This window comes from Streptomyces sp. RGM 3693, from assembly GCF_050471125.1.
Taxonomy (GTDB): Bacteria; Actinomycetota; Actinomycetes; order Streptomycetales; family Streptomycetaceae; genus Streptomyces.
In genome coordinates this window covers 1-19,948 of record NZ_JBMPPQ010000004.1, presented here as the reverse complement: position 1 = coordinate 19,948, position 19,948 = coordinate 1, and the positions used below count along the sequence as shown (strand labels likewise).

The following is a 19,948-nucleotide window of genomic DNA, read 5'->3' as shown; positions in this document are numbered from 1 at the left end:
CGGGCGGTCCGCGGGCGTTCTGCGGGCGTTCCGCGGGCGGTACGTGCGCCGGAACGCGCCCTGTTCGCGCCCGCCGGGCCCGCCCTAGGGTGGTCCGCCGTGCGACGTCGTGGTGAGGTACGTCAGGGACGGCCGGACGGGTCGGAGCGGGCGGCCGGCGGGCGCCTGCGGGGGCGTCGGGGGACGGCCTTCGGAGTGGCGGTCGTGGTCGGAGTGGCGGCGCTGGCGCTGCTGCTGGTGATGTGCGGCGCGGGGGGCGAATCCGGGGCGCAGTCCCGGGCGAGAACGGCATCCACCGAAGGGACCCGCACCGGCTGACACCGCCACTCTGACGGTGCGTCAGTTCGGGGCGCCCACAGACGGCGCAATGGCCCGGCGCCGCGCCGGTCGTCCGGAGACTGGCACCACGCCGATCCGAGGTGCCCGGTGGAAGGAGACGGTCCGTGGAGCCGCCGAGCGGAGCTGCCCTGACGGTGGTCCTGGTGTGCCTGACCGTGGTGACCGGGGTGCTCGACGCCGCCAGTTTCCTGACCCTCGGTCATGTCTTCACCGCCACCCAGACCGGCAATCTGCTCTTTCTCGGCTTCGGCATCGCCGGACAGGGCGGGCTGCCGGTGGCGGCCACGGTGGTCTCGCTCGGCGCGTTCCTGGTCGGGGCGGCGTTCGGAGCCCGGCTGGAGTCCACCCTGGCCGCCCGGGGGCGCCCGTGGTTCCCGGTGGCCTTGCTGGCCGAGGCGGCGCTGCTGGCCGGTGCGGCGGGGGCGAGCTGGGCGACCGGCCCGGGCCGCGAACTGGCGGGCGGTCAGCGCTATGCGGCCATCGCCCTGATGGCGGTGGCGATGGGGATGCGCAACGTCACCGCGATGCGGGTGGCCGCCCCGGACTTCTCCACGACGGTGGAGACCCGCGCATTGACGGCCCTGGTGAGCGGTTCCGTGGTGGGCGGCGACCGGCGGCTGGGCTACTGCAGCCGCGCCGTGCCCCGCCGGAGCAGTTCGGTGGGTGCGATGCTCGTGGGCGGGCTGTTGGGGGCGTGGCTGATCGGGCTGGGCACCCGTACGTCACTGGTGGTGCTGCTGGCGGCGGTGACCGTCGCGGCCACCGCCCTCCTCGTCCCCGGGCTCGCCCACGGGCGGAACGCCGACGGCTGACCGGCCAGCCGTCGGCGTCCACACCCGCCGGTCCCTCGTGGGGTTCCGCTACCGGGTGGCCCTCAGAGGGCGGTTCCCCTTACGGGACGGGCGTCTTACGGGACGAGCTTCAGCAGCTTGTTGGGCGAGCCGCTGCCGGGGCTGGTCACGACCCCGGAGGTGGCGCCGTTCACCAGGGCCGTGGCGACCTGGGCCGGAGTGGCCGTCGGGTGCCCGGCGAGGTAGACCGCGGCGGCGCCCGCGACGTGCGGGGTGGCCATCGAGGTCCCGGAGATGGTGTTGGTGGCGGTGTCGCTGGTGTTCCAGGCGCTGGTGATGCTGCTGCCGGGCGCGAAGAGGTCCACCCGGGAGCCGTAGTTGGAGTACGAGGCGCGGGCGTCGGTCGAGGTCGTCGCGCCGACGGTGAGCGCCTCGGGGACCCGCGCGGGGGAGTAGTTCTGCGCGTTGTCCCCCGAATTGCCGGCCGCGATGGCGTAGGTCACGCCGCTCTTGATGGAGTTCTGCACGGCGGTGTCGAGTGCCGCGTCCGGGCCGCCGCCCAGCGAGACGTTCGCCGCCGACGGTCCCTTGTGGTTCTTGGTGACCCAGTCGATGCCCGCGACCACCTGGGCGGTGGTGCCGGAACCGGAGTTGTTCAGCACCCGCACGGCGACGATCTTCGCCTTCTTGGCGACGCCGTACGAGCTGCCGGCGATGTTCGCCGCGACGTGGGTGCCGTGGCCGTTGCCGTCCTGGGCGACGTTGTCGTTGTCGATCGCGTCGTAGCCGTTCACGGCCCGGCCGCCGAACTCCTGGTGGGAGATCCGGACGCCGGTGTCGATGACGTACACGGTGGCGCCGGAGCCGGCGGTGGTGGGATAGGTGTACTTCTTGTCCAGCGGCAGCTTCGCCTGGTCGATCCGGTCCAGGCCCCAGGACGGCGGGTTGATCTGGGTGTCCAGGGCGTGCACGGTGCGGTCCTGGTAGACGTGGTCGACGGCGGGGTCGGCCGCCAGCCGTCTCGCCTGGGCCTCGGACAGCGTGGCGGCATAGCCGTTGAGCGCGGCCGTGTAGGTGCGCTTGACGGTGCCTCCGTAGGCGGATATCACGCTGCGGCCGTCCGACGACGCGGCCTTGAGGCCGGCGCTCGGCTTGAGCGTGACGAGGTAGCTGCCGTGCACCGCGTCCGCGGCACCGGCGCCGACGACGGTGCCCTGGGCGGTTGCCGCCTGGGCGGGCAGGGCCAGGGCGCCGAGGGTGGCGGCGGCCGTGGCCGCGGTGACCGCCGCGGCGATCCGCAGGGTGGTGGCACGCCGACGGGCGGCGTGGGGGGTGGTGGAACGCATCACTGCCATCGCGAGGGAGTCCTCCTCATCGGTGGCGCGCCGTGGTGCGCGCGCAGGTGGGGCGTACGAGGTGGTACGCAATCGGTCGTTCTGCGAAAGTCCGTGACCGATCGTCAAAAGGTTCGATGAGTCGCCCTCAGGTAGCAAGGCCCTCAACGGGATGTCATATGCGCGTCATGGAAAGGCAATGGCGCCGCAGTGATGAACCTGACAGATCGGCGGATTAGCCGCGAACTCTGGACGACTTTTGGCATGGACACTACCGGCCACGCGGGGCTCCTGGTACGACGGATCACGCAGAGACCCTGCTATGGGAGGTTCCATGAGAGTGTCCCGTTTCGCGGCATTGACATCCGCGTTCTTTGTTGCTGCGTCGCTCGCGCTCACCGGCGCCGGCGCCGCCGCGGCAGCCCAACTCACCGCCACCGGTGGCTATGTGGCCCTCGGTGACTCCTACTCGTCCGGCGTCGGCGCCGGCAGTTACGACAGCGGCAGCGGCGCCTGTAAGCGCAGCACCAAGGCGTATCCGGCCCTCTGGGCGGCCGCGCACTCCCCGTCGCCGTTCGCCTTCACCGCTTGTTCAGGGGCCCGTACGGGTGATGTCGTCAGCGGCCAGCTCGGCCCCCTCAGCTCCGCCACGAGCTTGGTCAGCATCACCATCGGCGGCAACGACGCCGGGTTCGCCGACACCATGACGACCTGTGCCCTCCAGGGCGAGAGCGCCTGCCTCGCCCGCATCGACCAGGCCCGCACCTACATCAACAACACCCTCCCCGGCAAGCTCGACACCGTGTACGCGGCGATCGCCGACAAGGCCCCGTCCGCCCACGTCGTCGCCCTCGGGTACCCGCACTTCTACAAGCTCAACGGTGGCTGCGTCGCCGGCCTCACCGAAAAGTCCCGGGCGGCCGTGGACGCCGCCGCCGACGCCATCAACGGCGTCATCGCCAAGCGGGCCGCCGACCACGGCTTCGCCTTCGCCGATGTCAACTCGACCTTCGCCGGCCATGAGCTGTGCTCCGGCAGCCCGTGGTTGCACAGCGTGACCTATCCCGTCGACGAGTCCTACCACCCCACCGCCGCCGGTCAAGCCAGCGGCTACCTCCCGGTGTTCGGCTCCGCTGCGTGATCTTCCGTGTACAGGGCGCGGAGGAGGGTGCCCCCACCTCCGCGCCCCGCCCGCCCGGGCGTCCCGCACGGCCCCTCAACTCGCCCTGGGACGCGCGCTGTACGTGACATTCCGTATGGTGTTCGTCAACGTCAAGGCATGGCAGGTGAATCCGTTGACCGGTCTGCACGCGTGTCCTCCAAGAGAGATAGGGTTACCCTGCCCGTTGGCCGGGTGCCCTCGTACGGGTGGGGAGAGTCATGGAACAGATAACAGTGCGCAGCAGGGCGCGGGTCCCTGCCATCACATGCGGGAGCAGTGCGACCAGCACGCGGCTCGACCGTCACCTCGCGGTGCTCGGCGGTCCCGCCATCCCGCAGCGCGACGTGGAGGGGGCCACCTCGCTGATGCAGGAGCTCACCGCGCGTGACCACACGCGCATGAGGAAGAGCCGCGGCCACCGAGTGTCGTTGTTCGCACCGCTGCGCAGGCTCCGTCGTTCGCTTTTCGGCGGCCACGGCTGAGCCGTCCCTGAAGCGGCACCACCGGCTCAGGCGACCCCACCGTCCCGGCCCGGCACACACTGCCGCCCGGTGCCGCCTTCTCACCACCCGTCACCTCGTGGCGGGTGGTTCCTCGTGTGCCCGGACCCGCACCGCGTCGCGGTGGCTCACAGCAGCGCGAACTGCCCGTCCGGCCCCTCCTCCTGGTGGTCCAACACGGACGCCGGCCGGGCCGCCGCAGCCGGCACCGGCAGCACCCCCGCGGCCCGCAGCTCCTCAGCCCCCAATCGCGGACCCGCCTCCACCGCATGGGTCAACTCCACCGTCTCCGGCGCGAGTTCGGCCAGCAGCGCCAGGGCGGTGACCAGCTCCAGCAGCTCCGAGGTCCACTCCTGCGGCCAGGCGGTGGACCGCAGCGCCGCCAGGGAACCGGGCTCGGCGGACTCGGCACCGGCGGCCGGGGCCCCGGCGCGCTGCGCGAACCACTCCTCCACCACCCGTACGCCCCCGGCGTGGAACTCCCAGGCACCCGCCGGCACCGGTGCGATCCGCCCGCTGCCGAGCAGCAGCGCCTCATCGTCGGGGGCGTAGTCGAGGGTCTCGGGCAGTCCACGGGTCGGTAGAGCGGCCCGTACGTAGGGCCGCCGGCCGCCTGGCAATCGCGGCCGCCCGGAGGGCCCGTCCAGGCCGCCCCCCTGGTACGCGCCCCAGGTGCCCAGCCACCGCAGCCGGGTGCCGAGCGTCACCCCGCGGTCCCAGAGTGCCGGGTCGGCGGTGAGCGGCACCGTGGTGCCGTCGGGGGAGTGCGTGGCGGTGGCGGCGATCCAGGCGAGCAGGTCGGCCGGGCGGACCGGGCGGTCCAGGCGGTGGGCGAGGAGTTCGGGCAGGCCGGGGGCGAGGTTGGGTTCGACGCCGCCGGGCCGGCGGTAGAGCGGGTGGATCCGGCCGGGGCGCCCGGCGGGGGAGCGTCCGTCGGGGAGGAGCGCGGAGCAGACCACCGCGGGGCCGGAGGTCTGCGGGACGTGCCCCAACTCCACCAGGAACAGCTGGTGTTCGTCGGCCACGCGCCACAGCTCGGGGCGGGCCGCGTCGATCAGTCGGTGGTCGGGCAGGAGCCACTGCCGGTCGAACGGGCCGTGCAGGACCCGTACCGGTTCCGGGCACGGGCCGACCGCCCGGGCCAGCCGTGCGGTCGGGGTGGCCTGCCCGGGGAGCTGGCCGACCGCGGAGTGCGGGGTGCGGGCCCGGGACGGGCGGAACAGCCGTGCGCGGGCGGCCGGTTCCACGGCGTCGGCGAGCGCCTGCCACCGGGCGCGCAGGGTGGCCGGATCCGGCCCCATCACCCAGGAGCGGCCGAGCCGCAGCGGCGCCACGGACCATGGCATCAGATCGGACAGCCGTGGCGCGTCCAGCCCTGGCGCGCCCTGCTTCGCCGTCACGCGGAGCCCCTCCCGGACCGTTGGTTGCCCCCGCATGGTAGCGGCGGGCGCGGTACCCGTTCACTGGGACCGCCACCGTCGGCCGGGCCGCGGCGGCCCGCCGAAGCGGGGCCTGCGGCGGACGAACGCGGTCTTCCGCTTGCCGATCTTGGCGGAGTACGGTCCTGGCCGTACGTCTGCCGAGGGAGGACCGCCATGACGGACACCTTCCCCACGCCCGAACGGCGTGGGGGGATCCCCGGTCCCGCGCACGACAGGTGCGGGGGGACCACCGTGGGGGCCCGGGTCGGCGCCCGCCTGGACCGGCTGCCGCCGTCCCGGTGGCACCGCCGGATCACCGTCGTCGTCGGCATCGGCGCCTTCTTCGACCTGTACGAGATCTTCCTGGGTGGGGTGCTCGCTGCGGTCCTGGCCGAGCGGTGGGGGCTGGGGCACACCGCGAAGTCCTGGGTGATCGCGGCCGGGTTCCTGGGCATGTTCGTCGGCGCCAATGTGCTGTCGGTGCTCGCCGACCGGCTCGGCCGGCGCCGGATGTTCCTGGTCAACCTGGGCGGCTACGCGCTCTTCTCGCTGGCCGCGGCGGGTGCGCCGGACCTGGGCTGGCTGCTCGTGCTGCGCTTCCTGTCCGGACTCGGGCTCGGTGCCGAACTCGTCCTGGTCGATACCTATTTGGCGGAGTTCCTGCCGCGGGCGGTCCGTGGACGCTACCTCGCCCACGCCTACACCCTCGGCTTCGTCGGCGTCCCGGTGGCGGCGCTGCTGGGCGCCCGCCTGGTGGCCGGGCACCAGGTGCTGGGCGTGGACGGCTGGCGCTGGCTGTTGGTCGCCGGTGCGGTGGGGGCCGCCTTCATCCAGCTGATGCGTCGCCAACTGCCCGAGTCACCACGGTGGTTGAGCGTGCACGGGCGCCAGGAGGAGGCCGACCGGATCGTCACCGACATCGAGCGGCGGGTGGCGGCGGAGACCGGCGGCAGCCTGCCGTCCGTCCCGGACACCAAGGACCCCCCGGAGCGGAAGGTGTCGTTGCGGGAGATGTTCCGCGGCGACCACCGGCGCCGGACGCTCATGTGGTGGGTCTTCCAGGTGCTCCAGACCGTCGGCTACTACGGTTTCGGCTCGCTGGCGCCCGTGGTGCTCACGGCCAAGGGGTACACCGTCACCGACTCACTGCTATACGCGGCGCTGAGCTACTGCGGATATCCGATCGGCTCCGCGCTGTCCGTCCCGCTGATCGACCGGATCGAGCGCCGGACGCTGATCATCGCCTCCGCGCTCGGCATCGCCGCCTGCGGCCTGGCCTTCGGCTTCGCCACCGCCACCTGGGCGATCGTCGCCTTCGGCTTCCTGCTGACGGTGTGCAGCAACGTCTTCTCCAACGCCTTCCACGTCTACCAGACCGAGATCTTCCCGACCGGCCTGCGCAGCAGCGCGATCGGCATCGCCTACTCGCTGTCCCGACTCACCTCGGTCGTGCTGCCGTTCGTCGCGCTGAGCGTGCTGAACGACCTCGGCGCGGTCGCCGTCTTCGGCGGCTCCGCGGTGCTTTTGGTGCTGCTCTGCCTGGATGTCGCGCTGCTGGGGCCGCGCAGTACGGGGCGGAGCCTGGAGCGGATCTGAACCGGGGAGGGGTCTGGGGTGCGGCGGCCGTCTGCGGGCGGGCCCCGCGCCGCCACGGCTCAGTGCGCGTCCAGCGTCACCGTGAAGGAGAACCGGTCGCCCCGGTAGTGGATCTGGGCGACGTCGAGCACCTGCCCGGACTCGTCGTAGGTGATGCCGGTGTAGTGCAGGATCGGGCTGAGCAGCGGTACGTGCAGCAGGCGGGCCGTCTCGGGGTCGGCCAGCCGCGCCTCGACGGTGTCGGTGATCCGCCCGATGCGGATGCCCACCGCGTCGCGCAGCACCTTCGTCATCGGCCACCGCGCCAGGTCGGCGAGGTCGATCCGGGCGGCCACGTCGGGGCGCACGAAATTCCGTGCGTGGTTGGTCGGTTCCTCCGTCGCCTCGTCGCTGCGCAAGCGCCGAAAACCGGCTACCTCCGCCATATCCGGAAAATATTCGGACAGTTCGGCGGGAATCGGTACCGGGCCGTGCTCCAGGAGGACGGTGCGCATCCCGGACTGCTGGGCCACGATCGCGTCCACCGACCCGAGCAGTCGCACCGGTGCGCCGCGCCGCGCGTGCGGTTCGATGAACGTGCCCCGGCGCCGGTGCCGACTGATCAGGCCCTCCTCCTCCAGCTCCTTGAGGGCCTGACGCATCGTCAGCACGCTGACGCCGTAGTGCGCGGCGAGTTGGTCCTCCGTGGGCAGTCGGAGCGGTGCCTCGGGGGAGCGGCCCAATATGGAGGCGCGGAGGGACTGCGAGACCTGGTACCACAGCGGCAACTTGCGGTTCAGGGCGAGTGAGTCGGGAGCGAAGGTGGTCACGATGCGGTCCCCGGTCTGCGGTGCTGGTCCCGGTGCTACGGGCGGAAGTGGCGCTGGAGACCTTGCCACACGTCGTCGTAGCCGCGCTGGCGGTGTCCGGCGTCCCGGGCCTGCTCGGTGAGGGTCAGCGGCCAGCGGGTCTCGAACATGAAGGCCAGCCCGTCGTCGATCTTCTGCGGGGCGAGTTCGGCGGCGCTGGCGCGGTCGAAGGTCTCCTGGTCCGGGCCGTGCGCCGACATCATGTTGTGCAGTGAGCCGCCGCCCGGGACGAAACCGCCCGGCCCGGCCGTCTTCGCGTCGTAGGCGCCCTCGATCAGACCCATGTACTCGGTCATCACGTTGCGGTGGAAGTACGGCGGCCGGAAGGTGTCCTCGCCGACCAGCCAGCGCGGGGCGAACGCCACGAAGTCGACCCCGGCCAGCCCCGGGGTGTCCGAGGGCGAGGTCAGCACGGTGAAGATCGACGGGTCCGGGTGGTCGTAGCTGATCGAGCCGATGACGTTGAAGCGGTGCAGGTCGTAGACGTACGGGACGTGGTTGCCGTGCCAGGCGACCACGTCCAGCGGTGAGTGGTCGTAGGTCGCGGTCCAGAGGTGGCCGCAGAACTTGTTGACCACCTCGACCGGCCCCTCGACGTCCTCGTAGGCGGCGGTCGGGGCGAGGAAGTCCCGGGCGTTGGCCAGGCCGTTGGCGCCGATCGGGCCGAGGTCGGGCAGGACGAAGGGTTGGCCGTAGTTCTCGCAGACGTAGCCGCGGGCGGTGGCGTCCAGCAGCTCGACCCGGAAGCGGACCCCGCGCGGGATCAGCGCCACGTGGCCCGGCTCGGCCCGCAGCAGACCGAACTCGGTGCGCAGCAGCAGCCCGCCACGCTCCGGCACGATCAGCAGCTCGCCGTCCGCGTTGCCGAACACCCGCCGTTCCATGGAGGTGTTGACGTGGTAGAGGTGCACCGCCATGCCGGCGCGCTGGGTCGCGTCGCCGTTGCCGCCCAGGGTCCACAGGCCGTCGATGAAGTCGGTGGGGTCGGTGGGCTCGGGGAGCGGGTTCCAGCGCAGCCGGTTGGGGTCGGGCAGGCACTCGGTGAACGGCGCGGAGCGGATCTCGCCGCGGTTGGCGCGGGCGAACGGCGGGTGCGCGGCCGACGGCCGGATGCGGTAGAGCCAGGACCGGCGGTTGTGGCGGCGCGGTTCGGTGAACGCGGAGCCGCTGAGCTGTTCGGCGTAGAGCCCGAGGGGGGCCCGCTGGGGGGAGTTGCGGCCCAGCGGCAGGGCGCCGGGGACCGCCTCCGAGCTGTGCTCGTTGCCGAAGCCGGAGGAGTAGACGAGCCCCTCGGCCGTCTTCCGCGCCCGCTCGTTGTCCGTACCTGTCATCACACGCTCCCGCCGCTCACCGAACAAGACGTCCACGGAATCCAAGGCACCACGGCCCCGAGGAGGACCTCAGGGAATCCTATGCAAGACCTTAGGATTGAGGAGGGGGTCCGTCAACGGAAACTCCCGGCCGCGGTGGCCGGATCACCCCGCTCGGCCATCCTCGGTCCGTACGGCGGGCAAGATGACCGTGTGCAGCCTTCGAAGCCCCCGCCCGCCTCGCCGTCCGCCCCCGCCCCGCAAACCACCCCGGCCCTCGCCACCCCGTCCGCCACTCCCGCCCCGGCCCTGCTCCGCCGTGCGCCCGTCCAACGCCGCAGCGCCCAGCGCCTGGCCCGGATCCTCGACGCCTGCGCCGAGCTGCTGGACGAGACCGGGTACGAGGACCTGAGCACCCGCGCGGTGGCCGGCCGCGCCGGGGTCCCGATCGGCTCCGTCTACCGCTTCTTCCCCAACAAACGCGCCATGGCCGAGGCGCTCGCCCGGCGCAACCTCGACGCCTACGCGGACCGGATCAGCACCCGGCTGGGCGCCCCGGACCAGCCGCCGGGCTGGCGCGCCGCGATGGACGTGGTGATCGACGAGTACCTGGCCATGAAGCGGACGCTGCCGGGCTTCGCCCTGGTGGAGTTCACCGTCCCGGCCCCGCGCGAGTCCCGGCAGGCCAACTACGAGGTCGCCGACCGGCTGCTGCACCTGCTCGCCGAGCGGCTCGGCCTTGACCCCGCCGACGCCCGGCTGCGCACCGCCTTCCTGGTCGGCGTGGAGACCGCCGATGCGCTGCTCCAGCTCGCCTTCCGCACCGATCCGGTGGGCGATCCGGCGATCGTCACGGAGACCAAGGAACTGCTGCGGGCCTATCTGGCGCGCTATCTGGACGGGACGGAGGGCGGCGCCGGGGAGGGCGCGGTGGACGGCGCAGTGGACGGCGCAGTGGACGGGGCGGCGGAGATCGCGGAGGCGGCAGGGGCCGGGGAGGCCGGTCCGGCGGGCCCGGCGGGCGGTGCGGCCGGTTCCGGTGGCGGCGAGCCGTAACGGCGGCGGGCCCGGACCGGCGGCGGACCGGGCGGCTGCGCAGTGCCGCTGGCGGCCACGAAACTACCGGCGCTAGTTTGGATGGTGTCCCCCTAGGAAGTGCCCCAGGGCGCGGCCTAGGGTGCCGATCACCACCAGCCGGCCCGGGAGGACCACGACGTGAAGCACCACGAGGCGATGTACATCGGCGGACGCTGGCGGCCCGCCGCGGGCAGCGGCACGATCGAGGTCGTCAACCCGGCCGACGAGCAGGTCATCGGCACCGTCCCGGCCGGGTCCGCCGAGGACGTGGACGCCGCGGTGCGGGCCGCCCGGTTGGCCCTGCCCGGTTGGGCCGCCACCCCGCCCGCCGCCCGCGCCGAGCGACTGGCCGCGCTGCGCGACCAACTCGCCGACCGCACCGAGGAGATCGCGCAGACCGTCACCGCCGAACTCGGCGCGCCGCTCGCCTTCAGCCGGGCCGTGCACGCCGGGTTGCCGGTCGCGGTCTGCGGCTCGTACGCCGATCTCGCCCGCACGCACGCCTTCGAGGAGACCCTCGGCACCTCCACCGTGCTGCACGAACCGGTCGGTGTGGTGGGTGCGATCACCCCGTGGAACTACCCGCTGCACCAGGTCGTCGCCAAGGTGGCCCCGGCGCTGGCGGCGGGCTGCACGGTCGTCCTCAAGCCCGCCGAGGACACCCCGCTGGTGGCCCGGCTGTTCGCCGAGTGCGTCGAGGCGGCCGGGATACCCGGCGGGGTCGTCAACCTTGTCACCGGTCTCGGCCCGGTCGCGGGCCGGGCGCTCGTCGAGCACGACGGCGTCGACCTGGTCTCCTTCACCGGCTCGACCGCGGTGGGCCGGACCATCGGCGCGCTCGCCGGCGGCGCGGTCAAGCGGGTGGCACTGGAGCTGGGCGGCAAGTCCGCCAACGTCATCCTGCCCGGTGCGGACCTCGGCCGGGCGGTGGCGGTCGGCGTCGCCAACGTCATGGCCAACTCCGGCCAGACGTGCAGCGCCTGGACCCGGATGCTGGTGCACCGGGATCAGTACGACGAGGCCGTCGCGCTGGCCGCCGCCGCGGCCGCGAAGTACGTCCCCGGTGAGCGGATCGGCCCGCTGGTCAGCGCCCGCCAACGGGACCGGGTGGTCGGCTACCTCGAACGCGGCGTCGCCGAGGGCGCGAAGCCCGTGGTGGGCGGCCCGCGGACACCCGACGGGCCCGGCTTCTACGTCAACCCCACCGTCTTCGCCGAGGTCACCCCGGAAATGGCCATCGCCCAGGAGGAGATCTTCGGCCCGGTCCTCACGGTCCTGCGCTACGAGGACGAGGACGACGCGGTACGGATCGCCAACGGCACCGTCTACGGCCTGGCCGGCGCGGTCTGGGCCGGCGACGACGCCACGGCGGCGGCCTTCGCCCGCCGCCTGGACACCGGCCAGGTCGACATCAACGGCGGCCGGTTCAACCCGCTCGCCCCGTTCGGCGGGTACAAGCAGTCCGGGGTCGGCCGGGAGCTGGGGCCGCACGGTCTGGCCGAGTACCTCCAGACCAAGTCCCTTCAGTTCTGAGCCCGCCCGCCCCGCACACCCCGCCCGCTCCGTGCCCCCTCCGCCGCATGCCCCGGCCGTCCTGTCGCCGTCCCGTCCCGCCCCGCCCCGAGGAGATCCCGTGGTCCGTGCCGCCGTCCTGCCCGCCGTCAACGCCCCGCTGAAGATCACCGAGATCACGCTGCCGGAACCCGGCCCCGGCCAGGTCCGGATCAAGCTCGCCGCCGCCGGTGTCTGCCACTCCGACCTGTCGCTGTCCAACGGGACGCTGCGCCAGCCCGTCCCGGCCGTGCTCGGGCACGAGGGCGCGGGCACCGTCAGCGCGGTGGGCCCGGACGTGACCGGCGTGGCGGTCGGCGACCAGGTGGTCCTCAACTGGGCGCCGTCCTGCGGCGACTGCCACTTCTGCGGGCTGGCCGAACCGTGGCTGTGCGCCGACGCCGGCCGGGCCGCCGGCGCCCCGTACGCCACCCTCGGCTCCGACGGCAGCGCGCTCTACCCGGGCCTGGGCACCGCCGCGTTCGCCGAGGAGACCGTGGTGCCGGCGCATGCCGCGCTGCCGCTGCCGGCCGGGGTGCCGCTGGTCGACGCGGCCCTGCTCGGCTGCGCGGTGCTCACCGGGTGGGGCGCCGTCCACCACAGCGCCCGGGTCCGGGCGGGGGAGTCGGTTCTGGTCGTCGGCGTCGGCGGGGTGGGGCTGGCGACCCTCCAGGCGGCGCGGATCGCCGGGGCCGGCCCGATCGTGGCGGTGGACGTCTCGCCGGCGAAGGAGGAGTTGGCTCGCGCGGCCGGTGCTACCGACTTCCTGGTGGCCGACGGCCCGGCGTTCTTCGAGAAGGAGGGCGCCAAGCGGGTCCGGGCGCTCACCGGCGGCGTCGGCGCCGATGTCGCCGTGGAGTGCGTGGGCCGTGCGGAGACCATCCGGGCGGCCTGGTCGGCCACCCGTCGCGGCGGCCGGACGACGGTGGTGGGCATCGGCGGCAAGGACCAGCAGGTCACCTTCTCCGCCCTGGAGTTGTTCTACTTCGGCCGGACGCTCTCCGGCTGTGTCTACGGCAACAGCGATCCGGCCCGCGACCTCCCGGTGATCGCCGAGCACGTCCGCTCCGGCGCGCTCGACCTCTCCGCGCTGGTCACCGACCGGATCGGACTGGACGGGATCCCGGCCGCGTTCGAGGCGATGCTCGCCGGGAAGGGCGGCCGGGCCCTGGTGGTGTTCTGAGGTCTCCGGCGGCGGCCGGCTCCGCGCCGGCCGCCGCCGGTCCGTCAGCCCGTGGCCCGGCGCAGCCGCGGGAAGGCCGGCGCGGCCACCAGGAACACCAGCGACACCAGCACGAACGGCCAGGTGAAGGCGTGCCCGCCGGACGGCGCGAAGAGCGCGCCGAGCGCCGGGCTGAGCACGGTGGAGGTGACCGCGCCGACCAACGCGTACCCCACGCTCCAGGCGTCCGTGATCAGGAAGACCCCGCCCAGGGCCATGGCGACCAGTACCGCGTCGTAGCCCATCAGGCCCTGGCGCACCTGGTCGGCGGGGGCGCCGAGCGCCCACGACGTCAGGATCCCGACGGCGCTGCCGGCGCAGGCCAGGGCGCCCAGCCGGCGGTCGGCGACGAAGATGCCGATGACGAAGATCAGGCCGACGTACCACTGCGGCATCAGGAAGATCTCACCGATGTTGGTGAAGAAGGCGTGCCACAGGTCGGTGAGGCTCAGCGCGGTGGGCCCGGACGCGGTCCTGGGCAGCGCGGCGAGGCCGTCCTCCAGGTGCCACACGTGCCGGAAGTCGGGTGCGGCAACGGTCAGCGCGCTGGCCGCCAGGCAGAACGGCAGGGTGAAGGTGGGCAGGCCCCAGGTGCCCAGCACCCGTGCGGTGGCCGCGGTGACGACCGTGACCGCGGCACTGGCGGCGACCGCGACCAGCAGGGTGGAGAGGTGGTCGGCGTTGAGGAAGACCGCGCAGGCGACCCCGACCAGGCAGGAGTTGAAGCCTTCGAGTCCGGCCGTGACCCGGCTGCGGTCCACGCCCAGCAGGTGCGCGGTGCCGGTGCCGACGGCCGTGCCTATCAGGCCGTAGAGGCCGTACTGCCAGCCCGCGACGAACAGCGCGATCGAGAACACCACTCCGGACAGCGCGCTGGGCAGGAAGTCGACCTGCGCCTGACCGCGCAGCACCTCCGTGACGAACCGGCCCCAGCGGGTCGCTAACAGGTCGTAACTCTTGGCTGTCGGCACCTCGTTGGCCGTACTCGACCGGCGCATTTCCGCCTCCCGCAGGACGCACGTCGTCCCTGCCCGCCAGGGACTGATGTACTTTACATCTGTATCCGGAAATCGCTGCCGGGAGGGGCCAGTTCCGGGTGATGCAGCGTCAGCCCGTCGACCAGGGCCCGCAGTCCGGCCTCGAACGCGCCGTCGTCCACGCGGCGCTGGTGCTCGGCCAGGAGGTGCGCCTGCCCGAGGTGCGGGTAGTCGGCCGGGTCGTAGGCGCCGGGGTCGTCCACGAAGCCGCGGGCGAACGAGCCGAGCGCGGAGCCGGCGACGAAGTACCGCACCATCGCGCAGACCTTGGTGGCCAGGGCGGGCGGCCAGCCGGCCTCGACCATGCCGCCGAACGCCGCGTCGGCCATCTTCAGCCCGGCCGGCCGGCGGCCCGGGCCCTGGGCGAGGAACGGCACGATGTGCGGATGGGCGGCCAGCGCCGCGCGGTAGGAGCGGGCCCAGTCGAGCAGGCCGGCCCGCCAGTCGGCGCCGCTCGCCAGGGTCGAGACGTCGACCTGGGCGATGACCGTGTCGGCCACCGCGTCGAGGATCTCGTCCTTGGTCGTGAAGTGGTTGTAGAGGGAGGGGCCGCTCACGCCCAGTTGCGCCGCCAACCGCCTGGTGGAGAGCGCCGTGAGCCCCTCCGCGTCGATCAGCGCCAGCGCGGTGGTGACGATGCGTTCGCGGCTCAGCAGGGGCTTGCGGGGTCGGGCCATGCCGCACATAGTAGGGGCTGTTCGGTAAAAACTAGCAGTGCTAATTAACTGTCTCCGCACTCCCGTTCCCGCCGAGAAGGGGCCCGAGATGAACCTGGAGCTCACGCCCGAGCAGACCGCCGTACGCCGGCTCGCGGCAGACTTCACCGACCGCGAGATCGCCCCGCACGCCACCGCCTGGGACCGCGCCGAACAGGTCGACCCGGGCATCGTCCGCAAGCTCGGCGACCTCGGCTTCCTGGGGCTGACCATCCCCGAGGAGTACGGCGGTTCCGGCGGCGACCACCTCGCGTACGCGCTGGTCACCGAGGAGTTGGGGCGCGGCGACTCCGCGGTCCGCGGCATCGTCTCGGTCTCGCTCGGGCTGGTCGCCAAGACCCTCGCCGCATGGGGCGACGAGGAGCAGAAGCGGGCGTGGCTGCCCCGGCTCACGTCCGGCGGGGCGCTCGGCTGCTTCGGCCTGACCGAACCCGGCACCGGCTCCGACGCGGCGTCCCTGACCACCCGTGCGGTCCGGGACGGCGCGGGCGGCGACTGGGTCATCGACGGCAGCAAGATGTTCATCACCAACGGCACCTGGGCGGACCTGGTCCTGCTCTTCGCCCGGACCGGCGGCGCTCCCGGCCACAAGGGGATCAGCGCCTTCCTGATACCGACCGACACCCCGGGCCTGACCCGCCGCGCCATCCACGGCAAGCTCGGGCTGCGCGGCCAGGCCACCGCCGAGCTGGTACTGGAGGGCGTGCGGGTGCCCGCCGGCGCCCTGCTGGGCCCCGAGGGTAAGGGCTTCTCGGTCGCCATGTCCGCGCTGGCCAAGGGGCGGATGTCGGTCGCCGCCGGCTGCGTCGGCATCGCCCAGGCCGCGCTGGACGCCGCGCTCGGATACGCCGGGCAGCGCGAACAGTTCGGCGCCCCGATCGCCGGGCGTCAGCTCGTCCAGGAACTGATCAGCGACATCGCGGTGGACGTGGACGCGGCGCGGCTGCTGACCTGGCGGGTGGCCGATCTGATCGACCGGGGCGAGCCGTTCGCCACCGAGGCGTCCAAGGCCAAGCTCTTCGCCTCCGAGGCCGCGGTGCGCGCCGCGAGCAACGCACTCCAGGTCTTCGGCGGTTACGGCTACATCGACGAGTACCCGGTCGGCAAGCTGCTGCGCGACGCCCGGGTGATGACCCTCTACGAGGGCACCAGCCAGATCCAGAAGCTCCTGATCGGCCGCGCCCTGACCGGCGTCTCGGCCTTCTGAACCGCCCGTCCGCCGCCCGCCGACGCGCCGGGTCCGTCCCCCGGACGGGACCTAAGCGCTTGCTCAGTGACGCGGTATGGTGTTCGATCCGACAGGGGAAGACCCCTGTCGGATCGAGGAGCGGGGAGCGCGATGGGTGCGGCCGAGCGGGCGGCGGAGGAGAGCGACGAGTGGTCCGGGGTGTCCCCGGACGCCGCGCGGCGGCTGGTCAGTGCGGCCGTCCAGGCGTTCGCCGAGCGCGGCTACCACGCCACCACCACCCGTGACATCGCCGGCCGTGCCGGGATGAGCCCGGCCGCGCTCTACATCCACTACAAGACCAAGGAGGAGCTGCTCTACCGCATCAGCGGCATCGGCCACGAGAAGGCGCTGCGCATCATGACCGCCGCCGCCGAGGCCCAGGGCAGCGCCACCGAGCGGCTCCACGACGCGGTGCGCACCTTCGCCCGCTGGCACGCCGAACACCACACCACCGCCCGGGTCATCCAGTACGAGCTCCAGGCGCTCGGCGCGGACCACTACGCCGAGATCGCCGGGCTGCGCCGTCGCACCGACCGGCTGCTCCGGCAGATCATCGAGGACGGCGCGGAGAGCGGGGAGTTCCGGGTGGACGACGTCCCCGGCACCACCCTGGCCGTGCTGTCGCTCTGCGTGGACGTCGCCCGCTGGTTCTCGGTCGAGGGCCCGCGGACGCCCGACGAGGTCGGCGCCCTCTACGCCGACCTCGTCCTGCGGATGGTGGGCGGGGCCTCCTGACGGCCCCCGCGCCGACTACAGGTGGAACCGGCTGACCGACTCCGCCACGCACACCGGCTTCTCGCCGCCCTCCCGCTCGACCGTCACCACCATGGTGAGCTGCACCCCGCCGGTCACCTCGGCCACCTCCGCGATCCGGGCCCGGGCCCGCAGCCGCGAGCCGACCGGGACGGTGGCCGGGAACCGCACCTTGTTGGTGCCGTAGTTGATGCCCATCTTCACGTTGTCCACCCGCAGCAACTGCGGGACCAGGACCGGCAGGAGCGACAGCGTCAGATAGCCGTGCGCGATGGTCGTGCCGAACGGTCCGGCCGCGGCCTTCTCCTGGTCGATGTGGATCCACTGGTGATCGCCGGTGGCCTCCGCGAACAGGTCGATCCGCTTCTGGTCGACCTCCAGCCAGTCGCTGGGACCCAACTCCTCACCGACCGCCGCCCGCAGCTCCTCGACCGACCCGAACACCCGGGGCTCTGCCATCCTCGTCCGCCTCCTCAGCCGTGTTACTAAGCGCTTGCTCAGCATGCGAGGGCGGGCGCCCGCTGTCAACGCCCCGGCCGGAGACCGCACCGGGGAACCACCGGACAGGCCGTAGGGTTGCCGACGTGCCCCAGCTTCCGTTCAAGGTCCACGAGCTCTCCGTCGGCCAGCTCTCCGCGCGCAGCGGCGCGGCCGTCTCCGCACTGCACTTCTACGAGTCCAAGGGACTGATCAGCAGCACCCGCACGGCCGGCAACCAGCGCCGCTACACCCGGGAGACGCTGCGCCGGGTCGCCTTCGTACGGGCCGCGCAGCGGGTCGGGATCCCACTCGCGGTGATCCGGGAAGCCCTGGCGGAGCTGCCGGACGAGCGCACCCCCAACCGCGCGGACTGGGCCCGGCTCTCCGAGGTCTGGCGCACCGAACTCGACGAGCGGATCAGCCAGCTCGTCGAGCTGCGCGACCGGCTGACCGACTGCATCGGCTGCGGCTGCCTCTCCATGGAGAAGTGCGCACTGTCCAACCCCTACGACAACCTCGGCGATCAGGGGCCCGGCGCCCGCCGGCTCCGGGTGGACCGCCGCGTCACGGACTCGGCCCCGGCCCGCGCACCGAAGGGTGCCGCCGCTGACGCCGATTCCACGGCCGGCACCTGCACCCCGGACACGTGGAGCTGCGCGCCCGGGGAGCACGAGGACTAGAGCCGGTGGCCCAGGGCCGGGTCCGCGCGGTGCGCCCCGGCCCGTTCGCTCACCAGAGGGGCGGCTTGCGGTGGGCCCAGGGGCGGGCCGCCTCCAGCTGTGCGGAGAGCGCGATCAAGGTGGCCTCGTCGCCGTAGCGGCCGGCCAGCATCACGCCGATCGGCAGCCCCTCGGCGTTCCAGTACAGCGGGACGTTGACCGCGGGCTGGCCGGTGACGTTGTAGAAGGCGCTGAACGGCGTGAAGCGGCCGACGGCGGCGAACTCGGCCTGCGGATCGGCGTCGTTGCGCAGTGCGCCGACCGGGGGCGGCGGCGCGGCCACGGTGGGGGAGAGCAGCACGTCGTAGCCGGTGTCGGGCGGCATCAGGCCGTCGGCGAGGTTCCGGGCGAGCACCCGGAAGGCGTGCAGGGAACTGGCGAAGGCGGTGCCGGAGACCTCCCGGCCGCGGGCCCGCAGATAGCGGGTGAGTGGCATCAGCAGCTCCTCGCCGTCCGGCGGGACGGGATGGTTGGCGGCCATCACCGACCAGACCCGGGTGAACGCGTGCAGGATCCGGTCGTCGGTCGGGAACGACACCTCCTCGGCCTCGTGGCCGAGTTGACCGAGCAGGGCGGTGGTCTCCGCGACCGCGGCGCGGCAGTCGGGGTGCACCTCGACGTCCGGGAGCGGCGGCTGGGCGAGCACCCCGATCCGCAGCCGGCCCGGGTCCCGGCGGACCTGACCGACGAAGGTCTCGCCGGGCGGCAGGGCCGGCGCGGCGTACGGGTCGCCGGGCAGGGTGCCCGCCATCACGTCGAGCAGTACGGCCGCGTCGGCGACCGTACGGGCCAGCGGGCCGGAGGTGCTCAGGCCCGTCACGTCGTACAGCAGGGGGCCGGCGCCGATCCGGCCGCGGCTGGGCTTGATGCCGTAGAGCCCGCACGCCGACGCCGGGATGCGGATCGACCCGCCGCCGTCGCTGCCGTGCGCGACCGGCGCCAGCCCGCCGGCCACCGCCGCGGCCGCGCCACCGCTGGAGCCGCCCGCCGAGCGCGTGGTGTCCCAGGGGGTACGGGCGGGCGGGGCGAGGGCGTTCTCGGTGTAGCAGGGCAGCCCGAACTCGGGGGTGTTGGTCTTCCCCAGCAGGATCGTGCCGGCCCGGCGCAGCGCGGTGACGACGTGGTCGTCGGTGTCCGGGACGTGGTCGGCCAGCGCGGCCGAGCCCATCGTGCAGCGCACCCCGGCCACGCGGTTGAGGTCCTTCACGGGCACCGGGACACCGTGCAGCGGCGGGAGCGCCCGGCCCTCGCGGCGGGCCGCGACGGCCTCGCTCTCGGCCTCCGTGGCCTGTTTGCGGGCGAGCTCCGGGGTGCGGGTGAGGAAGGCGCCCAGAGTGTCGTCCAGCCGGTCGATCCGCGTGAGGTAGTGCTCGGTGAGCTCGACCGGGGACAGCTCCCCCGACCGGATCTCCGCGGCCTGTTCCAGCGCGGTCAGATCGTGCAGTTCGGCCATGGACGTCCACCCTCTCGTCGAGGCCCGTGCGGCCCGGGTGCCGCACGCGCGGGACGGGCCGGCGCCGGGGCGCCCTCCTGATCAGCCCGTCAACAGTTGTTTCAGTTTGCCGCCCAGCGTGTAAAGGCCGCAGGCGAACGGGACAGCCAGGCCGCTGCGCGGGGCTTCGTCGTACGTTGCCGGGTGCGGCTCCGTTGCGCCTGCGGCGGGCGGGTCCGCTGCGCGGGGCGGTGTCGTTGCCCTGAGCCTCGCCGTACGTTGTTGGCTTCCTCGCCGTTGCGCGGGGCCGCTGCGCGGGGCGCCTTCGTACGTGCTTGGCTTCTTCGCCGTTGCGCCTGCGGCGCGGGTCCGCTGCGCGGGGCGGTGTCGTTCCCTGAGCCTCGTCGTACGTTGCCGGGTGCGGCTCCGTTT

Annotated in this window: 18 protein-coding genes and 1 pseudogene; 11 read left to right on the top strand and 8 right to left on the bottom strand. The window is 73.3% G+C overall.

The genetic code is table 11. From position 1 onward, the window contains the following. Positions 1 to 99: 99 nt before the first annotated feature. Positions 100 to 318 (top strand): hypothetical protein, encoded by a 219-nt coding sequence (locus ACO0M4_RS36255; protein ID WP_430375401.1) that lies wholly within the window; start codon positions 100 to 102, stop codon positions 316 to 318. Between the two features lie 125 nt (positions 319 to 443). After that, on the top strand, positions 444 to 1,151 hold the full coding sequence (locus ACO0M4_RS36250) for a YoaK family protein (RefSeq protein ID WP_430375400.1): 708 nt from the start codon (positions 444 to 446) through the stop codon (positions 1,149 to 1,151). A 95-nt stretch (positions 1,152 to 1,246) separates the two neighbouring features. Here the strand turns inward: ACO0M4_RS36250 and ACO0M4_RS36245 are convergent, their stop codons facing one another. Further along, on the bottom strand, positions 1,247 to 2,485 hold the full coding sequence (locus tag ACO0M4_RS36245) for a S8 family peptidase (protein ID WP_430375399.1): 1,239 nt from the start codon (positions 2,483 to 2,485) through the stop codon (positions 1,247 to 1,249). Between the two features lie 313 nt (positions 2,486 to 2,798). Here ACO0M4_RS36245 and ACO0M4_RS36240 point away from each other — a divergent pair, with 313 nt between their 5' ends. Both ACO0M4_RS36240 and ACO0M4_RS36235 read left to right on the top strand, forming a co-directional pair. Beyond that, complete coding sequence (locus ACO0M4_RS36240; RefSeq protein WP_430375398.1) at positions 2,799 to 3,605, top strand: SGNH/GDSL hydrolase family protein; 807 nt, start codon at positions 2,799 to 2,801, stop codon at positions 3,603 to 3,605. Between the two features lie 239 nt (positions 3,606 to 3,844). Further along, the gene (locus ACO0M4_RS36235) at positions 3,845 to 4,108 is read left to right on the top strand and encodes a hypothetical protein (RefSeq protein WP_390019353.1); all 264 of its coding nucleotides are present in this window, start codon (positions 3,845 to 3,847) and stop codon (positions 4,106 to 4,108) included. Positions 4,109 to 4,254: 146 nt separating this feature from the next. Here ACO0M4_RS36235 and ACO0M4_RS36230 read toward each other — a convergent pair whose 3' ends face one another. After that, positions 4,255 to 5,526: a type ISP restriction/modification enzyme gene (locus tag ACO0M4_RS36230; protein WP_430375397.1), complete on the bottom strand. Its 1,272-nt coding sequence runs from the start codon at positions 5,524 to 5,526 to the stop codon at positions 4,255 to 4,257. Between the two features lie 195 nt (positions 5,527 to 5,721). On the opposite strand from ACO0M4_RS36230, the gene ACO0M4_RS36225 reads away from it, so the two are divergent. Continuing rightward, on the top strand, positions 5,722 to 7,143 hold the full coding sequence (locus tag ACO0M4_RS36225) for an MFS transporter (RefSeq protein ID WP_430375396.1): 1,422 nt from the start codon (positions 5,722 to 5,724) through the stop codon (positions 7,141 to 7,143). Positions 7,144 to 7,202: 59 nt separating this feature from the next. Here ACO0M4_RS36225 and ACO0M4_RS36220 read toward each other — a convergent pair whose 3' ends face one another. Next, positions 7,203 to 7,952 (bottom strand): GntR family transcriptional regulator, encoded by a 750-nt coding sequence (locus ACO0M4_RS36220; protein ID WP_430375395.1) that lies wholly within the window; start codon positions 7,950 to 7,952, stop codon positions 7,203 to 7,205. 35 nt (positions 7,953 to 7,987) lie between these two features. Then, entirely contained in the window at positions 7,988 to 9,322 is a 1,335-nt protein-coding gene (gene hmgA, locus ACO0M4_RS36215; protein ID WP_430375394.1) for a homogentisate 1,2-dioxygenase, read from the bottom strand. A 288-nt stretch (positions 9,323 to 9,610) separates the two neighbouring features. On the opposite strand from hmgA, the pseudogene ACO0M4_RS36210 reads away from it, so the two are divergent. From ACO0M4_RS36210 to ACO0M4_RS36200, 3 genes and pseudogenes are all read left to right on the top strand, one after another. After that, a pseudogene (locus ACO0M4_RS36210) lies at positions 9,611 to 10,201 on the top strand (TetR/AcrR family transcriptional regulator); the annotation flags it as partial. Positions 10,202 to 10,516: 315 nt separating this feature from the next. Further along, complete coding sequence (locus ACO0M4_RS36205) at positions 10,517 to 11,911, top strand: aldehyde dehydrogenase family protein (RefSeq protein ID WP_430375393.1); 1,395 nt, start codon at positions 10,517 to 10,519, stop codon at positions 11,909 to 11,911. Between the two features lie 100 nt (positions 11,912 to 12,011). After that, complete coding sequence (locus ACO0M4_RS36200; protein ID WP_430375392.1) at positions 12,012 to 13,112, top strand: zinc-binding dehydrogenase; 1,101 nt, start codon at positions 12,012 to 12,014, stop codon at positions 13,110 to 13,112. 44 nt (positions 13,113 to 13,156) lie between these two features. Here the strand turns inward: ACO0M4_RS36200 and ACO0M4_RS36195 are convergent, their stop codons facing one another. Together ACO0M4_RS36195 and ACO0M4_RS36190 are read right to left on the bottom strand one after the other, a co-directional pair. Beyond that, the gene (locus ACO0M4_RS36195; protein ID WP_430375391.1) at positions 13,157 to 14,149 is read right to left on the bottom strand and encodes an urea transporter; all 993 of its coding nucleotides are present in this window, start codon (positions 14,147 to 14,149) and stop codon (positions 13,157 to 13,159) included. Positions 14,150 to 14,202: 53 nt separating this feature from the next. Then, on the bottom strand, positions 14,203 to 14,865 hold the full coding sequence (locus ACO0M4_RS36190; RefSeq protein ID WP_430375390.1) for a TetR/AcrR family transcriptional regulator: 663 nt from the start codon (positions 14,863 to 14,865) through the stop codon (positions 14,203 to 14,205). 88 nt (positions 14,866 to 14,953) lie between these two features. Between ACO0M4_RS36190 and ACO0M4_RS36185 the strand changes: the two genes are divergently transcribed. Both ACO0M4_RS36185 and ACO0M4_RS36180 read left to right on the top strand, forming a co-directional pair. Beyond that, entirely contained in the window at positions 14,954 to 16,111 is a 1,158-nt protein-coding gene (locus ACO0M4_RS36185) for an acyl-CoA dehydrogenase family protein (RefSeq protein WP_430375389.1), read from the top strand. Between the two features lie 132 nt (positions 16,112 to 16,243). Next, positions 16,244 to 16,867, top strand: a complete 624-nt coding sequence (locus ACO0M4_RS36180; RefSeq protein ID WP_430375388.1) for a TetR/AcrR family transcriptional regulator — start codon at positions 16,244 to 16,246, stop codon at positions 16,865 to 16,867. A gap of 15 nt (positions 16,868 to 16,882) precedes the next feature. Here ACO0M4_RS36180 and ACO0M4_RS36175 read toward each other — a convergent pair whose 3' ends face one another. Next, the gene (locus tag ACO0M4_RS36175) at positions 16,883 to 17,344 is read right to left on the bottom strand and encodes a MaoC family dehydratase (RefSeq protein ID WP_430375387.1); all 462 of its coding nucleotides are present in this window, start codon (positions 17,342 to 17,344) and stop codon (positions 16,883 to 16,885) included. Between the two features lie 125 nt (positions 17,345 to 17,469). On the opposite strand from ACO0M4_RS36175, the gene soxR reads away from it, so the two are divergent. Beyond that, positions 17,470 to 18,045 (top strand): redox-sensitive transcriptional activator SoxR, encoded by a 576-nt coding sequence (gene soxR, locus ACO0M4_RS36170; RefSeq protein ID WP_430375386.1) that lies wholly within the window; start codon positions 17,470 to 17,472, stop codon positions 18,043 to 18,045. A gap of 49 nt (positions 18,046 to 18,094) precedes the next feature. Here soxR and ACO0M4_RS36165 read toward each other — a convergent pair whose 3' ends face one another. After that, complete coding sequence (locus ACO0M4_RS36165) at positions 18,095 to 19,537, bottom strand: amidase (protein ID WP_430375385.1); 1,443 nt, start codon at positions 19,535 to 19,537, stop codon at positions 18,095 to 18,097. Positions 19,538 to 19,948: the final 411 nt, after the last annotated feature.

Excerpts from the sequence above, each read along its gene's own strand:
- hmgA (WP_430375394.1), bottom strand. The coding sequence starts at position 9,322 with ATGACAGGTACGGACAACGAGCGGGCGCGGAAGACGGCCGAGGGGCTC.
- ACO0M4_RS36175 (WP_430375387.1), bottom strand. The coding sequence starts at position 17,344 with ATGGCAGAGCCCCGGGTGTTCGGGTCGGTCGAGGAGCTGCGGGCGGCG.
- ACO0M4_RS36245 (WP_430375399.1), bottom strand. The coding sequence starts at position 2,485 with ATGGCAGTGATGCGTTCCACCACCCCCCACGCCGCCCGTCGGCGTGCC.
- ACO0M4_RS36180 (WP_430375388.1), top strand. The coding sequence starts at position 16,244 with ATGGGTGCGGCCGAGCGGGCGGCGGAGGAGAGCGACGAGTGGTCCGGG.
- ACO0M4_RS36185 (WP_430375389.1), top strand. The coding sequence starts at position 14,954 with ATGAACCTGGAGCTCACGCCCGAGCAGACCGCCGTACGCCGGCTCGCG.
- ACO0M4_RS36235 (WP_390019353.1), top strand. The coding sequence starts at position 3,845 with ATGGAACAGATAACAGTGCGCAGCAGGGCGCGGGTCCCTGCCATCACA.
- ACO0M4_RS36240 (WP_430375398.1), top strand. The coding sequence starts at position 2,799 with ATGAGAGTGTCCCGTTTCGCGGCATTGACATCCGCGTTCTTTGTTGCT.
- ACO0M4_RS36225 (WP_430375396.1), top strand. The coding sequence starts at position 5,722 with ATGACGGACACCTTCCCCACGCCCGAACGGCGTGGGGGGATCCCCGGT.
- ACO0M4_RS36195 (WP_430375391.1), bottom strand. The coding sequence starts at position 14,149 with ATGCGCCGGTCGAGTACGGCCAACGAGGTGCCGACAGCCAAGAGTTAC.
- ACO0M4_RS36165 (WP_430375385.1), bottom strand. The coding sequence starts at position 19,537 with ATGGCCGAACTGCACGATCTGACCGCGCTGGAACAGGCCGCGGAGATC.
- ACO0M4_RS36190 (WP_430375390.1), bottom strand. The coding sequence starts at position 14,865 with ATGGCCCGACCCCGCAAGCCCCTGCTGAGCCGCGAACGCATCGTCACC.